Origin of the sequence: Rhizobium skierniewicense Ch11 (assembly GCF_023757665.1) — a bacterium.
In the GTDB taxonomy this organism is placed as follows: Bacteria; Pseudomonadota; Alphaproteobacteria; order Rhizobiales; family Rhizobiaceae; genus Agrobacterium; species Agrobacterium skierniewicense.
The window spans coordinates 67,196-83,184 of record NZ_RXPG01000012.1; the positions used below are offsets into that span (position 1 = coordinate 67,196).

The window sequence follows — 15,989 nt, forward strand, 5'->3', positions numbered from 1 at the left end:
AGACCATGATCAGATCGGCGCCTCTATCTTGTGGGACCTGCGATCGCAATCGAGCTGATCTGGACAAACATTCCCTTGCCGGATTCGCAGGTTACCGGCGTGCGAAATTACCTCCGCTTCACCATCCGCCGAAGCATCGATCTTTTCCTCGATTTTCTTGGTATAAGCTCGATATCACTCACCAGCTTTGCGCCACCGTCCCGGCGCTCCAGTGTAATCTTGCGGCTGTGAAAGGCTTCCAGCTCGGCACGATGGGCCACGCTAATAATTGTGGCGTCGGGTAGCTCATCGATAACAGTCTGCATCATCTTGTCTTGACTTTTTTCGTCCAGCGCTGCGGTCGCCTCGTCCATCACGATGATATCGGGGGCGTTGAGCAGCAGACGTGCAAAGGTAAGCCGCTGCTTTTCACCGCCTGACAATGTCTGGTCCCAAGGTGCATCGTCCTCGATCTTGTCCTTGAGTTGGGCGAGGCCGACCTTGTCCAGAGCGGCGCCGATCTCTTCCGCCGTCCAGCTGTCCGCCGGTTGCGGATAAGACACCGCGCGGCGAAGCGTCCCGGATGGAATGTATGGTCGTTGCGGCAGCATGAACAATTGGCTGCCTGCCCGGAAATTCACGCTGCCGCCGCCCCAGGGCCAGAGGCCGGAAATGGCTCGAACCAACGTGCTTTTGCCAGAGCCGGATTCCCCTGACACCAAAACTCTCTCTCCCGCGCCGATTTCGACATCCGTCTCTTTTACCACGGCGGTTCCATCTCCCAGCGACACGGACACGTCCTTGAGGCTGAGCATGGTCTCACCTTCGGTCTCGCCGCGCACGATGCGGCCGAACGTGTCGCTTTTTTCAGCCCGTTCAAGGCCATCAAGTGACATCATCAGGGAAGCAACGCGTCTTGCGCAGGCGTTCCAATCGGCCAGGCGCGGATAGTTGTCGACCAGCCAGCCAAACGCGGACTGGACGATAGTGAATGCGGACGCTGCCTGCATGACTTCGCCGAGCGACATGCTGCCATCGAGAAACTTCGGTGCACACAGCAAAAGCGGCACGACTGGGGCGATCAGCATTGAACCGTTGGAGACGACCGTGGTGCGCATATATTGCTGCGCCATGAGGCGCCACTGCCGCCGGACATTGCCAAACCTTTTTTCGAGATCGCTGCGCTCCTCCTCTTCGCCGCCAAGCAGGGCAATGCTCTCGCCATTTTCCCTGACGCGTGTCAGCGTGTAGCGGAATTCCGCTTCAACCTGGTTCTTGACTTCGGAAACCTTGACGAAGTTTCGGGCAATAAAGGCGATGGAGGTGGACGTAATTGCCGCGTAAATGACCGCCGCTATGACCAGGAAGCCGGGAATGGTCACCCAGACACCGCCGATAGAGAGCGTTAGCGCCCCACCAATCGTCCACAGGACGACGATGAAGGTTGAGGCGGACAGGAATGCGGCGATGACACCGGACACGAAATCGACCGGCGCCTCGGTGGCGATGCGCATATCGTCCGAGAGCCTTGCCTCGGGATTTTGGTGATCGCCATCAATCAAATTGAGCTGGTAGTAGCGGCCGTTTGCAATCCATCTGCCAACCAGCACATTGGTCAGCCAGGAGCGCCAGCGCCGCTGAATGCGCATTCTGACATAGACCTGCGAGGTGACGATAAAAACACTTCCGAGAACAAGAAACGGGAATATGGAGGCGAGGGAATAAACAGTCGACGCATCGCGTTTTTCGATCGCATCGAATATGCCTCGGTTCCAGATGTTGATCCCGTATTGGAAGCCGACATTGATCCCGATCATAGCCAGCAGTCCCAGCGTAAAAAGCCATGACAGCTTATCGCCACGCCGGCTCCAGAAACCGCGGGCACTGATCCAGAACCGTTTCAGAAGGTACTTTCGACGGGCCTCCTCAGCCTCTGCTGGCGTCAAGCCCGCGGGTTCCGCTTCCTCTGGAGGAAGTTCGTCACCATTGTCATGATCTATTGGCGGGGAGGCGGCCTCGGTACCAGTTTCGTCGGCACCATGGACCGGTTTCAGTTCTACTTCATTGTTTTTCATGGGCGCTGAACGATCAACGCGCAGAAAGGTTTCACGACTTCGTGAAGGTACGTGAAATATTCGCTGGAACGGTGTCGTGGACCGAAGAAAGGTCGGTGGCGACAGTTAGCGTGCGTCCAACACCGAAAAAATTCGCTCAGGAGCAAACGCCGCAGCAAGCGTAAAGGCACCGTAAACTTAACTGACACCGATCAACAATCTTGCTTGTCGGTTTCTGCGCATGCGGCCTATAGGCGTGCGATTTCCTTCCAGATTTGAAGGACTGCGGCTCTCAGTTCGCAGTGCACGGCCCTGATCGGCAGACGCTTCGAACGAAGCCAATGCCGGAGATATCTTACTGTGCCTTTTCCAAGGTTACGGTGACAGATCCTGGGCGGTCGAAGATGGAAACGTCCCCCGTTACCTGCCCGAGGATGATAATGCCCGGAGAGGGAACGCGGCCGCTGCGATAATAGATCACGAAATGATCGGCACTCCACAGGCCAAGCGTACCGACCGAGAAATCTCGCTGCCGCGTAAGCTCCGGCAGGGCGGAGGGCAGGTTTCCCGTTTTTTCTTGGCGGAGATGGTCGGACATCTCGATCGTCAATGGCAGCATGCGCGCCAGCGATCTGGCTGCTTCGTTATCGGCGAGAGTGGCGGTGACGTCGCCCCACGCTGCGGAAATCCGGATGCTTTCTTGAGCCATGGCAGGTCCCGTCAATCCCAGTACGACGATAGCTGAGGCCAATATTGTCTTGGGCACGTGATCGTCTCCGTTTCGGTTTGCATTGAAGGCGTGGAGTGGTCACCCACCCCTGCAGCCCATAGTCTTGCTTTTACTCTGCGGCACCCTTGCCGTAGTCCTCGTCGGATACCTTCTCCATCCAGGTGACAGCGCTTCCGTCGAGCGCTTCGGCTACGGCGAAATGGCTCATCGGTTCACTCGCTGAGGCGCCATGCCAATGCCGGATCAGCGGTGGGATCCAGACGACGTCTCCAGGCCCGACCTGCTGAACTGGCTCACCTTCCTTCTGCACCCAGCCGCGCCCGCTGACGATGAACAGGGTTTGCCCGAGAGGATGTGTGTGCCAAGCAGTGCGAGCACCAGCCGAGAAGGAAACCGTGGCCCCGCCGATGCGCGCGGGAGCTTCGGCTTGATAACGGCCCGAGATACGGACGCTGCCCGTGAAATACTCAGCAGGAGCTGGCGCGGCACCGGCGCCTGCGGGAGTGATCGAGATGTTTGCCTGTGGAGCGCTCACTTGAATTCCTTTTCTGTTTTCAAAAACCTGTTTGAGGACAGGTACTGCGGACATGGCTCTCGGCCAGCCAGAGTAGAATGCAACATGTGTCAGGACTTCGGAAGCTTCCGGCCGCGTCAAGCCGTTATCCATCGCGCGATTGGCATGGAACGGTAATTGCTCCGGCTGGCCAACAGCGATCAGAGCGGCCATCGTCACGAGGCTCCGGTCTCGGGCTGAAAGATCTGGCCGCTGCCACAAGTCTCCGAACAGCACACGGTTGGTCAGGTCAGCTAGTGCCGCCGCTGTCGGCGCAACGGCGGCATCGACCGTCGCTTTTCGAGTGGCCTCGGCTGCGGCTTCCAATTCAATGCGTGTCGCTTCGCTGTTGTTCAAAGGTGCGATCTGGCGCTCGTTGAAAACCTTCTTTATTTCTGTGACGGCTGAGATTGCATTCGGCCATCCCGAGTAGAACGCGAGATGCGTGATGAGCTCACCGATCTCGCCGGGCTTCACGTCGTTATCCAGGGCGCGGCTCACATGTGCAGCGATCTGCTCGTTTTTCCCGGTAGACACAATTGCCGAGAGGGTGACGAGGCTACGGTCGCGAGGCGCGAGGTCGGTTCGTACCCAAACTTCACCGAACAGGACGTCATCCGTGAAATGGCCAAGCCCCGGTGCGACCGTATAGACGGCTGGAGGAGCAACCCTTTTGCGCTCTTCCTGGGCTTCCACTCCTGTTGTGGCAAGAGCCGAGATGGCAATGCTTGCGGCAATGTTCTTCATCTGGGTATCCTTTAATTATTGTCATGGAGTATGGGGCCGTCGTGAACGTAGCCCCTACGGCGCAGTGGCAGCGCAAACCCCGCTGCAACTAGCCACCTCACGCGATGGCTTGGCCTACGCCAGATGCTGTCCGAAGAATTGGGCAATCCGATCGAACGGGATAAGATCGACGCGGTCGTAGAGATCGACGTGACCGGCGCCCTTGACCCAAACCAGTTCCTTCGGCTCGGCGGCCCGGTTGTAGGCGTCCTGGCTGAATTCCTTCGAATGGGCCTTGTCACCCGAGATGAACAGCATCGGGCGCGCGATCGTCTCGATATCGTTGAACGGATAGAAGTTCATGAATTTGACAGCGCTGCTGAGCGTCGGCTTCGTCGTTGTTTCTCTGGCGACGCCCGCAGGCGTGAACTCACCGCGAGGCGTGCGGTAGAAGTCATAGAACTCGCGCTGGATCGGGTCGGTATCGGCGGTCAGTTCGAGTGTGGTGCCTCCGATGTACTGGATATCTGCGCCGTCAGCCTCTGCCCAGCGCTGTTCGGCCGCCGTTGCGATAAACTGCTTGCGCTGCTCGACGGTCTGGGACTTGTTCAGTGCATTGCGGAAGGCCGCGCCCATATCGTACATGCTGACGGTCGCGATGGCCTTGATCCGCGGATCGATCTTGGCGGCGCTGATGACGAAGCTGCCGCTGCCGCACACACCGATGGCGCCGATATTGGCGCGGTCGACGAAGGGATGCGAGCCGAGGAAATCGACGCCGGCGCTGAAGGCCTCGGCATAGGCTTCAGGCGAAACCAGATTGCGCGATTGTCCTTCGCTTTCGCCCCAGAAGGGCAGATCGATGGACATCGCGACAAAACCCTGTTCGGCCATCTTGGTGGCGTAGAGATTGGCGCTCTGTTCCTTGACCGCACCCATTGGGTGGCCAACGATGATCGTCGGGTTCTTCGACGCCTGGTCGAGGGTCTTGGGTAGGAAAAGATTGCCAGCGACATTTGTCTGATACTGGGTTTTGAATGTGACCTTCTGCAGTGTCACCTTGTCGCTGGTGTAGAAATTGGAGGCGCCGTTGGACATGTCTTGAGCCTTTGCAAGTGTTGCGTCGAAAATGGACATCGCCCCGAGCGCAGCGACGCCAGCGCCTGTCATCTTGAGCAGGCTGCGGCGGTGGATGGCGGTATTTTGCGTTATTGTGTCGTCTTGATCTTGGTTGATCATCTGCATGTTTCCTTGACTGGCGATGAGCTGGATTTCACTTGGGTGCATGGCATGGAAAGAACGCCGTGACGGTTCATGGGCGTGTCGAGAAACGCGATGCGGCGATGGAGAGCAGGAACGAGCCGACAAGCAGCGCTGCCGCGAAGAGGAAAGCGATCCACCATCCATAGCCATCAAACAGCACGCCTCCGATCGAAGCGCCCAGCGTAATCGCAAGCTGGATGGTTGCGACTTGTAGCCCGCCGCCTGCCTCCGCATCCTCAGGCATCGTGCGGCTGAGCCAGGTGCCCCAGCCGACGGGAGCGGCCGTGCTGAACAGGCCCCAGCCAATGAGAAGTGCGGCCGTTATGATTGGGGACGATCCGAACACGATCAGTCCCACGGCAAGGATCGCCATGATGAGAGGGATCGTGCCCAGAATGAGGAAGAGGTGTTTGTGCAGCAGGTGGCTGACGATTGTGGTTCCGGCGACGCCTGCCAGACCCATCAACAGAAGCAGGAGCGAGAGTGTCGATATCGAGACCGAGGTGACGGTCTCCAGGAATGGGCGCAGATATGTAAACAGGGCGAATTGACCCATGAAGAGCAGCATGATTGCGACCATGCCGATCGCAACCTGAGGCCGGGAGAGTAGCCTGAAGACATTTGACGAGCCCTCGTGGCGCCGGGGAGGAAGCGATGGCAGGCTGATCCACTGCCAGACAAGGGCGACAAGTGCCAGAGGGACGACGGCAAAGAATGCGCCGCGCCAGCCGATATAGCTGCCGAGCAGGCTTCCCAGCGGTGCTGAGATGGTGGCTGCAATGGCATTGCCGGCGTTGAGCATGGCAAGGCCCTTGGGAACGGACTCTTCCGGTACCAGCTGCATGACAATCGAGGTCGACATGGACCAGAAGCCGCCAATGGCGATACCGAGCATGGCGCGCCCGACCATCAACACGAGATAGTTCGGAGCGAAGGTGACGATCGTTCCCGAGAGAACCAGCATCAACGAGAACGCGGCAAGAACCAGACGCCTGTCCAAACGACGCACCAGGCCCGCGACGAAAATGCTGGTCAGGACAGCAAAAACGCCGGAGATCGAGATCGCCTGGCCGGCACGACCTTCCGTCACGCCCAGCTCGGTAGCAATCGGTGACAGGAGGCTCACCGGCATGAACTCGGAAGCAATCAAGACGGCCACGCACAAGGCCATTGAAAAGACAGCGCCCCATGCGGCCTTGTGCCCATGCGTGGTCTGCGCCACCGGCATCGCAACGTCTTGGTCAATGTCGTTGCATTCGAATGATCTGAAAGCTTGATGTGTCATGGCGGCAATATATGCCGCGACCAGTTCGAAGATTAGTCGTTGCAATTCACTTGGACTTATCGACTTATGACATTAATCAAAGGACAGAGGCGACCATGAAGCGGGAAGATCTCAATGACATGCTGTGGTTCCTGGCGGTCGCGGAGGAGCGAAGCTTCACAAAGGCGGCAGCGAAACTCGGTACGTCGCAGTCCACGATCAGCCACACGATCAAAAAACTTGAAGCGCGGATGGGCCTCCGTCTTTTGACCCGAACGACCCGCAGTGTGGTTCCAACGGAGGCAGGTGAGCGATTGATCCGATCACTGGCCCCGCGCATCGAGGAAATCGAAACCGAGATCGATGCGCTGATGGAGATCCGGGACAAACCGTCTGGTTCGGTCAGGATAACACTTTCCGACCATGCACTTGAGAGCGTCGTGTGGCCTAAACTGCGATCCGTGCTGCACGAGTTTCCCGACATCAAGGTCGAGCTGAACAGCGACAACGGTTTTCGCAATATCGTTGAAGAAAAGTTCGATGCGGGCGTTCGCCTGGGTGAGAGCCTGGACAAGGACATGATCGCCGTTCGCATCAGTCCAGACTGGCGGTTGGTCGCGGTCGCCTCTCCCCGGTATCTGGAGGCCCGGACAACGCCCTCGACGCCACAAGAACTGGTCGGTCACGATTGCATCAATCACCGACAATCGCGATCGGGCGGTCTTTATGCCTGGGAGTTCGAAAAGGACGGCAGAGAAGTCCGCGTGCGCGTCGAGGGACAACTGACGTTCAATTCGTCATACACGATGATTAATGCCGCAGTTGCCGGATATGGAATCGCCTATGTGCCGGAAAGCCTCGTTGAAAAAGAGCGAGCATCGGGGCAATTGATACAGATCCTGGATGACTGGTCTCCCATGTTTACAGGCTACTATCTGTTCTACCCCAGCAGGCGGCAAAACTCGCCCGCGTTCAGGGTGGTGGTCGATGCTTTAAGGGCTTGAACGGTCCCGCGGGCGTCGAGCACGGTTCATAGACCCGAGCGTGTCACTTCAAGGAGGCATCTGAGAACGTGAAGACTTCGACCGGTGAACGCAGATTGCGGATCGGATGAGCCCCAAGGCTCAACAGGGCGCGATGATGTCCAGCCTGGCGTGCGGTCGCTTCACAGATCAGGCAGTCTGTCTTTGTCTGTTTGTTCAACTCCTGAAGCCTCTGCGCCAGATTGACCGCGTCTCCGTATACCGTGTAAGTCTGGCGATCATCAGCACCCATCGTCCCTGCGGCGACCAGCCCGGTGGCAACTCCGATCCTTATGCTGATATAAATCCCATCGAACTGTTGATCCTGCGTTGCTTTCAAGATGTCCCGAGATGCGGCGAGGGCGCGCTCGGCATGGTCTGAAGCCGGAAGTGGCGCATTGAACGATATCAGCACGGCGTCGCCGATATAGGTCACGACGACACCGCCATGTTGGTCGGCGATATCCGTGACGGCGCTGAAGAAGGCGTTCAGAAAACGAACCAGTCTCAAGGGCGGCAATCCCGCGGAAAGGCTGGTAAATCCCTTGATGTCGACAAACAAAAGCGTCGCCAGCCTTGTCTGGGGAACCAGGTGCCCTTCATCGAGGAGCTCGCGAAGCACGGGGGCCGGAACGTAGCGGCCAAAGATCTTTTGAACGCGCCGCTCACTCGCTCTGGCCTCGGCGTGTTCGCTCACAACCAGTCTTGCTCTGTGAACCGCCAGCGCCGCAATGGCGGTAACCAGAAGGATCATCAGTGTCTCCTGAACCCTTGACGCAAGACCAAGAAAGTCAGGGTTGAGCACGGTGTTGAGATAGACATCCCGCGTTGGAGAAATGGGAAGGTTGGCGTAGGTCACAACCTGCGCCATTCCGGATATGATCCACCATGTTGCGAAGAGAAGTCCGCCCGCTGCCCACGCTCCCGTCCACAGAACGAGCGGAGGTGAAAGTGTTAGAACGGCGGCTGCAACGATCAGATAGTAATGCTGCACCGAGCTTGTCAGGAAGACGAGGTTCTGGGGTATGTCTCCGCCGCTGCTCAAGGGCACGAATGCAAGCAAGACCGTCACGGCTGAAGCATCGAAGGTGAACAGTGCAAATCTGGCAGGTTTCTCATAGCGTGTGGCGACCGCCGCAAGCGACGTCAGCCCACCGAGAGCGATAAGCGTGGTTATGCCGAAAATTCCCAGATTGATGGGGTAATAGTAACTGAGCAAGAAGCTGATCGCGAGCGCCATAACGGCCACGGTGCGGCCCAATACGGCGAACCGGAAGCCTGCACGCTCGGCCTTGCGCAGCGCAATGGCGGTCGTTTCGGCAACGTCGAATTCGGGGCGTTTTTCAACCATCTTGTTCCAGCCGTCCGTTCCTTTCGCAAACCAGCGCGGGCGAACAAGCTTTGACAGAACGGAATTGGTTTTCAGGCTTGTCGAACCATCGTGCACCATATGTCAATCGGTTATCCGGGATTAGCCCGAGTATGCTGCATGGACTTATGGATTTCCAACATCAATGGATCCCACTCTACGGCGAACATTTATGTCGGGGAGCGATAAGTCCAAGCGGATAACACCACCTAATCATTTTCGCAGGCGCCATTACTTTGTAGTATGGCGTGGTTCCTCCGCGCCCGACAAACCGAAAGCGAAGCGGAGCCGCATATGCAAAGCCCCATTCAACTTGAGATATCGCGTCGAAACCTGCTCATATCCTCAGCCGCAACAGTTGCGATGACGGGTGTGGCCGGGGACGCCATCGCGCAGTCGCCACCTGAGGGTGAAAAACTCACATCGAAGGTTTCCATGACCATCAATGGCGAGAGCAGGACCCTCGACGTCGACAACCGAACGACGTTACTCGATGCGCTGCGCGAGCACCTTCATCTTACGGGAACGAAGAAAGGATGCGACCACGGGCAATGCGGTGCCTGTACCGTGATGGTTGACGGTCGGCGTATTAACGCCTGCCTCACGCTGACGGTGATGCATGAAGGTGACAACGTGGTCACGATCGAGGGACTTGGAAAGCCGGGCGAGCTGCATCCCATGCAGGCCACCTTCGTCAAGCACGACGGTTTCCAGTGCGGGTACTGCACCCCCGGCCAAATCTGTTCCTCCGTAGCCTTGCTGGAGGAGTTCAAGGCTAATATTCCAAGCCACGTCACGAGCGATTTGACCGCACAGGTGAGCATTACGCCCGAAGAAATTCGCGAGCGCATGAGCGGCAACATCTGTCGGTGCGGCGCCTATTCCAACATTATTGATGCTATCGTCGAAGCTGCGGGGACAAAAGCATGAAGGCCTTTACATACGAGCGCGCCGCATCCGTCGACATCGCCGTCAAGGCCGCAGCTTCTAATCCACAGGCCCGGTTCATTGCTGGTGGTACGAACCTGCTCGACCTGATGAAGCTTGAAATCGAGGTCCCCACGCATCTTATCGACGTGAACAACCTCGGTCTGGACAAGATCGAATCGACCCCAGAGGGCGGCCTGCGCATCGGAGCGCTGGTGCGCAACACAGAACTGGCGGCTCACGAAACAGTCCGTCGCGACTATGGGGTTCTGTCGCGTGCTCTTCTGGCCGGGGCATCGGGACAGTTGCGCAACAAGGCAACCACTGCCGGCAACCTGCTGCAACGGACGCGCTGTCCGTATTTTTACGATACCAACCAGCCATGCAACAAGCGCCAGCCCGGCAGTGGCTGTTCAGCCATCGGCGGTTTCAGCCGCCTCCATGCGGTCGTTGGCACCAGTGATGCCTGCATCGCGACCCATCCAAGCGACATGGCAATCGCCATGCGGGTTCTCGATGCCGTCGTGGAAACCGTCAAGCCGGATGGCAGACGAAACGTCATACCTATCGCTGAACTTCACCGCCTGCCAGGCGAAACGCCACATATCGAGACCAGTCTGGAGCGTGGCGAATTTGTCACCGCTGTCGTCCTTCCCAAGCCGCTGGGTGGACAGCATATCTACCGCAAGGTCCGCGATCGGGCATCCTACGCCTTTGCCATCGTTTCGGTAGGCGCCGTTATCCAGCCAGACGGTACCGGGCGCGTCGCGGTTGGGGGCGTTGCCCACAAGCCATGGCGCATCGACGAAGCAGATGCTGAGCTGCAAAGGGGAGCTGCGCCAACATCGGCTGTGCTGTTTGCGGATGCAAAGCCGACCGAACATAATCGCTTCAAGGTCAAACTGGTCGAACGCGCCCTGAGTGCGGTCATAGCCCAAGCAAGGAGCTAACCATGCAGTTCGATAAACCAGCAGGCACCAATCCAATCGACCGGTTGAAGGTTGTCGGCCAGCCAATTCTTCGCATCGACGGCCAGCTCAAGACGACCGGCCAAGCAATGTACGCCTACGAGTGGCATGATCCCAAAACGCGCTATGCCTACGGCTACCCTGTCGGTTCGGCGATAGCGAAGGGGTCTATCAAGTCCATCGATACGAGCATGGCCAGAAAGGCGCCGGGCGTTCTGGCCGTGGTCACTGCCCTCGATGTCGGGGAGCGAGCTAAGGGTAAGTTCAACACGGTCAGGCTCTTCGGCGGGCGTCAGATTCAGCATTATCATCAGGCGATAGCAGTCGTCGTCGCCGAGACGTTCGAGCAGGCGCGCGCCGCAGCGGCTCTTGTCCAGGTTGATTATAGCGAGGAGCAGGGGAGCTTTGCGCTGGGCAAGGCCATGGATACGGCGACCAAACCCGAAACGGGCGATCCCGATTCCAGTGCCGGCGACTTCGACGCCGCCTTCAAGGCGGCCCCCGTTACCTGCGAAGAAACCTACACCACGCCCGACCAGTCCCACGCCATGATGGAGCCGCACGCATCCATCGCTGCCTGGGATGGTGACGATCTGTCCCTTTGGACATCGAGCCAGATGATCGACTGGTTGCGCTCCGACCTTGCGACAACGCTCGATATCAACAAGGAAAAAATCCATCTGATGTCGCCGTTCATCGGTGGCGGTTTCGGCGGCAAGCTGTTCCTGCGCGCTGATGCTGTTCTTGCCGCCTTTGGTGCAAAGGCTGCCAAACGGCCTGTTAAAGTCGCTCTACCGCGACCGTTTGTCATCAACAATACGACCCATCGGCCAGCGACAATCCAGCGCGTGCGCATTGGTGCACAGAGCGATGGCAGAATTACTGCCATCGGGCACGAAAGCTGGTCGGGTGACCAGGCGGGCGGGCAGTTGGAGGCGGCTGTGCTGCAAACCCGGCTGCTTTATGCCGGCGAAAACCGCATGACCGCGATGCGGTTGGCAACGCTCGATCTGCCCGAAGGCAATGCCATGCGGGCACCGGGCGAAGCGCCGGGTCTCATGGCTCTCGAAGTCGCAATGGATGAGATGGCGGAAAAGCTCGGCATCGATCCGATCGCGTTCAGGATCATCAATGATACGCAGGTCGATCCCGAAAACCCCGAGCGGCCCTTTTCCCATCGTGACCTTGTCGGTTGTCTGAAGCTTGGCGCCGAGCGCTTCGGTTGGGGCAAACGCGGCGCGCCCGGATCGCGGCGCGAAGGCAACTGGCTGATTGGCATGGGTGTCGCCGCTGCCTTCCGCAACAATATGGTACTGCCATCCGGTGCACGGGTCCGGCTTGACGATCAGGGCATCGTCACGGTCGAGACCGACATGACAGATATTGGAACAGGCAGTTACACCATCATTGCGCAGACGGCGGCGGAAATGATGGGCGTCACCATCGACAAGGTGGGTGTGCAACTGGGCGATTCCCGCTTTCCGGTCTCGGCTGGTTCTGGTGGACAGTTTGGCGCCAATTCTTCGACGTCCGGGGTCTACGCCGCCTGTGTGAAGCTGCGCGACGCCATCGCGCAGAAGCTTGGCTTCAATTCCGAGGACGTGGTCTTCGAGAACGGTCAGGTTCTGTCCGGCAACCGCTCCGTATCGCTTGCCGAGGCCGCAGGTCCCGAAGGCCTTTTGGCCGAGGACACGATGCAGTGGGGTAACCTGACAGAAACGCATCAGCAATCCACATTCGGCGCGCATTTCGTCGAAGTCGGCGTGGATGTCGCAACGGGCGAGACCAGGATCCGCCGGATGCTGGCGGTCTGTGCTGCGGGCCGTATCCTCAACCCGGTCACGGCGCGCAGCCAGGTCATCGGTGCGATGACCATGGGCGTGGGCGGTGCACTGTCGGAAGAGCTTGCTGTCGATACGCGCCGCGGCTTCTTCGTCAACCATGATCTAGCCGGTTATGAAGTCGCTGTTCACGCCGATGTGCCTCACCAGGAGGTAATCTTCATGGACGAGACCGATCCGATGTCCTCGCCGATGAAGGCAAAGGGTATCGGCGAACTCGGCTTGTGCGGTGTCTCGGCAGCGATAGCCAATGCTATCCATAACGCAAGCGGTGTTAGGGTTCGCCATTATCCTATCACGCTCGAGAAGCTGCTCGATGGCCTTCCCGATGTGGCGTAATGCATCTGACGGCAGGCCTTGAGAGTCTGCCGTCTTCACTGAAAGGGATATCTCAGGTGATCGACGTATCGGCCGGTAAAATTCTGCCAACGCCCGTAAAGGTGATGTCCAGCGACGACCCATCAGAGCTTTTTCGGTTTGCCGTCACAGCATACCGGAAGGGTCTCATTGCGCTGCCACACCCGTTGACATCCGAGGGCGATGGCTTCCGTTGCTCGATAATCCCGCATTCTTGCATTGAGGATTATGATCATCCTGCGCATGACCGCGACGAGAGCAACCTTTCCGGGTTTGCCTTTGACTTTCAGTTGGTCAAACACGGCTTTCATGTTTGGATCGAACCGTATTGCCGGTAGTGCTGCCATGTAAAGCGCATCCCTTACCGGTTTTCTCCCGCCTACGATCATCCGTTTTCCGCGCATCAGTCCGCTGTCGCGATTCATCGGTGCGACGCCGACGAGCTTTGCGATTTGCCCTTTGTCCAACAGTCCGAGTTCAGGAAGCCCGACGATCAGGACGCCCGCCCGCCCAATGCTCTCAATCTCTTGCCCGATTGTCTCAGGGACTTTTCTTACTGTGAAATCGGTGACATACAGAGGTCATGACCGAGCATCTTCAACCTCACATCGATATTGCCCTGCGGCATGCGCGACCTGGTATAACGACCACTTTGATCCCACGCCTGGAGATCGGGGTCGGACAAGTGACCTCCGGCACATCGCCATGTCTCTACCGATCCATGATCTGCTTCATCCTGCAGGGATCGAAGGATGTGGCGATCCAGGACAACTTGCTGCGCTACGACTCGGCGCAATACCTCGTCAGCGCCCTGGATCTTCCTTTAAGCGGCCAGATCCACAACGCCGATGACGGGCGTCCCTATATCTCGGCGTCACTGGTCCTGGACCCGGCGCTCTTGTCACAAATAGCTGCCGACATGCCGCCGATCCGCGATGCCGAAGCGCCGGGCATCGGGATCGCCATCAATTCGATGACACCACCACTCCGCGACACGCTGCTGCGCCTGCTTTCTTTGCTCGATACCCCGAGCGACATACCTGTCCTGGCATCAATGGCGGAGCGCGAATTGCTCTATCGTCTCCTCCAGGGACCGCAGGGACGACTCCTTCGCCATATCGCGCAGCCTGAAGGCGCGCTTGGTCGGATTCGCCGTGCCGTGGAATGGATCCGCGACCATCAGAACAAGCGGTTACGAATTGAGGCGTTGTGTGAGGTCAGCGGTATGAGCCGCGCCAGCCTGCACAGGCATTTCGTGGCACTGACGAGCCTCAGCCCGGTCCAGTACCAGAAGCAGCTCCGGCTGCAACAGGCACGCCAGCTATTGCTCGCGGGCGATCACAGCGCATCTGACGTGGCCTTCGCAGTTGGTTATGAGAGTGCCTCTCAGTTCAGCCGAGAGTATCTGAGACAATTCGGTGCGCCCCCCGTTCGCGACATGCGTCAGCTTCGGCATTCGATGAGCAGCCCAGCTTAGTTCTCGTTGCAGATTACGGGAAGCTTCGCTGAAGCAGGAGCGGGCTGCTGATAGTCCCAAGAGTTCAGCTTGACGGAATGCTGAGATAATTGGGCAATACTTTGAGCTTATTGGGCGGGGCTAAAGCCCCGCATCCCGTCTATTGAGACAGTCATCGACACGGAAGGCGACTGAGAAAATATGCCGCCGTAGGTCGAGATTGGAATCTCAAAAACGGGCATCTTTTATGACACGTCTTAATGGAAAGCGTACCTTGATCACCGGCGGCACTTCAGGCATTGGCCTCAAAACCGCAAAGCAGTTTCTCAACGAAGGCGCCCGCGTCATCGTGACCGGCAACAACCCGGAATCCATCGAAAAAGCAAAGTCAGCACTCGGCTCAGAGGTTCTTGTCCTGAGGGCCGACAGCGCAAGTGTCGAGGCGCAACGCGAACTCGCGCTTGCGGTAAAGGAACATTATGGACAGTTGGACGTCGCCTTCCTCAATGCCGGCGTCTCGGTCTGGCAGCCAATCGAATCCTGGACCGAGGAAGCCTTCAATCAGTCGTTCGCTATCAACGTTCGTGGCCCCTACTTTCTGATTCAGGCTTTGCTGCCAGTCTTCGCCCAACCCGCCTCGGTGGTACTCAATACCTCGGTCAACGCGCATATCGGCGCCGTCAACTCCTCCGTTTACGGCGCAACCAAAGCGGCCTTCCTCAACCTGTCGAAGACGCTCTCGTCCGAACTCCTGCCGCGTGGCATCCGCATCAATGCAGTCAGCCCCGGCCCAGTGGAAACGCCGCTCTACGATAAGCTTGGCATTCCAGACGCCTACAGAGAACAGGTAAACACCGAGATCGCCGCTACGATCCCTGCTGGACGCTTCGGTACCGCGTCCGAGGTCGCCAAAGCTGTCGTCTATCTGGCATCCGATGAATCCGCATGGACGATCGGAACAGAAATCGTGGTCGATGGCGGGCGCACGCTGAATCGATAAAACCGAGAGCGGACCCGGTGATGCGGGTCCGCCTTTGATATGGAACACACACATACAATATCTCCGAGGTGCTTGAAGCAGAAAGGCCTCCTCAGTGGAGAAAGTTTCGACGGAAAAGCCAAGACGTGCGCAGCAGCCACGGCGGTGCCTATGACCCCGGCTACAGTTTCGACCAAAGTCATCAGCATTGTGCTGTGCACGGCGCGCCCATGGACGGCTCTTCCTGGCGGACCGTCCATGACATCCTGAAAGCGAAGGGGTTCGATGTCGCCGTGGCGCAATTACCCCTGTCGAGCCTGGAGGCCGACATTGCGGCGGCACGTCTTGTCATCTCCCGACAGGCAGGGCGTGTTGTGCTGGTCGGCCATTCCTATGGCGGTGTCGTCGCCTCCGTTGCGGGGGTGACCCGAAGGTGAGCGCGCTGGTCTACATGCAACTCTGCAACCGGACGCAGGCGAAAGCCTTGCCAGCTTAGCGGCC

At 58.3% G+C, this 15,989-nt stretch carries 13 protein-coding genes and 1 pseudogene; 7 read left to right on the top strand and 7 right to left on the bottom strand.

Features of this window, described 5'->3' with window-relative positions; translation table 11 throughout:
- Nucleotides 1–107 precede the first annotated feature (107 nt).
- From EKM04_RS11610 to EKM04_RS11630, 5 genes are all read right to left on the bottom strand, one after another.
- On the bottom strand, nt 108–2,054 hold the full coding sequence (locus EKM04_RS11610) for an ABC transporter ATP-binding protein/permease (protein WP_183897558.1): 1,947 nt from the start codon (nt 2,052–2,054) through the stop codon (nt 108–110).
- A 334-nt stretch (nt 2,055–2,388) separates the two neighbouring features.
- Nucleotides 2,389–2,799: a cyclophilin-like fold protein gene (locus tag EKM04_RS11615; RefSeq protein ID WP_183897557.1), complete on the bottom strand. Its 411-nt coding sequence runs from the start codon at nt 2,797–2,799 to the stop codon at nt 2,389–2,391.
- A gap of 73 nt (nt 2,800–2,872) precedes the next feature.
- Nucleotides 2,873–4,063 carry a (R)-mandelonitrile lyase gene (locus EKM04_RS11620; RefSeq protein WP_183897556.1) on the bottom strand — a complete coding sequence of 397 codons (1,191 nt, stop codon included), beginning with the start codon at nt 4,061–4,063 and terminating at the stop codon, nt 2,873–2,875.
- A gap of 114 nt (nt 4,064–4,177) precedes the next feature.
- Nucleotides 4,178–5,281, bottom strand: a complete 1,104-nt coding sequence (locus EKM04_RS11625) for an alpha/beta hydrolase (protein WP_210290185.1) — start codon at nt 5,279–5,281, stop codon at nt 4,178–4,180.
- Nucleotides 5,282–5,354: 73 nt separating this feature from the next.
- Entirely contained in the window at nt 5,355–6,533 is a 1,179-nt protein-coding gene (locus EKM04_RS11630; RefSeq protein ID WP_234911042.1) for an MFS transporter, read from the bottom strand.
- A gap of 152 nt (nt 6,534–6,685) precedes the next feature.
- Between EKM04_RS11630 and EKM04_RS11635 the strand changes: the two genes are divergently transcribed.
- Nucleotides 6,686–7,573, top strand: a complete 888-nt coding sequence (locus tag EKM04_RS11635; RefSeq protein WP_183897555.1) for a LysR family transcriptional regulator — start codon at nt 6,686–6,688, stop codon at nt 7,571–7,573.
- Nucleotides 7,574–7,616: 43 nt separating this feature from the next.
- Here EKM04_RS11635 and EKM04_RS11640 read toward each other — a convergent pair whose 3' ends face one another.
- Nucleotides 7,617–9,041: an adenylate/guanylate cyclase domain-containing protein gene (locus EKM04_RS11640; protein ID WP_234911041.1), complete on the bottom strand. Its 1,425-nt coding sequence runs from the start codon at nt 9,039–9,041 to the stop codon at nt 7,617–7,619.
- Nucleotides 9,042–9,254: 213 nt separating this feature from the next.
- On the opposite strand from EKM04_RS11640, the gene paoA reads away from it, so the two are divergent.
- The 3 genes from paoA to paoC are packed head-to-tail and all read left to right on the top strand — an operon-like array spanning nt 9,255 to nt 13,035.
- Nucleotides 9,255–9,890, top strand: a complete 636-nt coding sequence (gene paoA / locus EKM04_RS11645; RefSeq protein WP_183897554.1) for an aldehyde dehydrogenase iron-sulfur subunit PaoA — start codon at nt 9,255–9,257, stop codon at nt 9,888–9,890.
- Nucleotides 9,887–10,837, top strand: a complete 951-nt coding sequence (locus tag EKM04_RS11650; protein ID WP_183897553.1) for an FAD binding domain-containing protein — start codon at nt 9,887–9,889, stop codon at nt 10,835–10,837. The genes paoA and EKM04_RS11650 overlap by 4 nt, the downstream gene beginning before the upstream one ends.
- A gap of 2 nt (nt 10,838–10,839) precedes the next feature.
- On the top strand, nt 10,840–13,035 hold the full coding sequence (gene paoC / locus EKM04_RS11655) for an aldehyde oxidoreductase molybdenum-binding subunit PaoC (RefSeq protein WP_183897552.1): 2,196 nt from the start codon (nt 10,840–10,842) through the stop codon (nt 13,033–13,035).
- 209 nt (nt 13,036–13,244) lie between these two features.
- On the opposite strand, the pseudogene EKM04_RS11660 reads toward paoC, so the two are convergent.
- Nucleotides 13,245–13,550 (bottom strand): annotated as a pseudogene (locus tag EKM04_RS11660) (transposase); the annotation flags it as partial.
- 86 nt (nt 13,551–13,636) lie between these two features.
- Between EKM04_RS11660 and EKM04_RS11665 the strand changes: the two are divergent.
- The 3 genes from EKM04_RS11665 (at nt 13,637) to EKM04_RS11675 (ending at nt 15,925) form a co-directional block, all read left to right on the top strand.
- Nucleotides 13,637–14,530: an AraC family transcriptional regulator gene (locus EKM04_RS11665; RefSeq protein ID WP_183897551.1), complete on the top strand. Its 894-nt coding sequence runs from the start codon at nt 13,637–13,639 to the stop codon at nt 14,528–14,530.
- 226 nt (nt 14,531–14,756) lie between these two features.
- Nucleotides 14,757–15,509 (top strand): SDR family oxidoreductase, encoded by a 753-nt coding sequence (locus tag EKM04_RS11670; protein ID WP_183897550.1) that lies wholly within the window; start codon nt 14,757–14,759, stop codon nt 15,507–15,509.
- A 125-nt stretch (nt 15,510–15,634) separates the two neighbouring features.
- On the top strand, nt 15,635–15,925 hold the full coding sequence (locus EKM04_RS11675; protein ID WP_183897549.1) for an alpha/beta fold hydrolase: 291 nt from the start codon (nt 15,635–15,637) through the stop codon (nt 15,923–15,925).
- Nucleotides 15,926–15,989 lie beyond the last annotated feature (64 nt).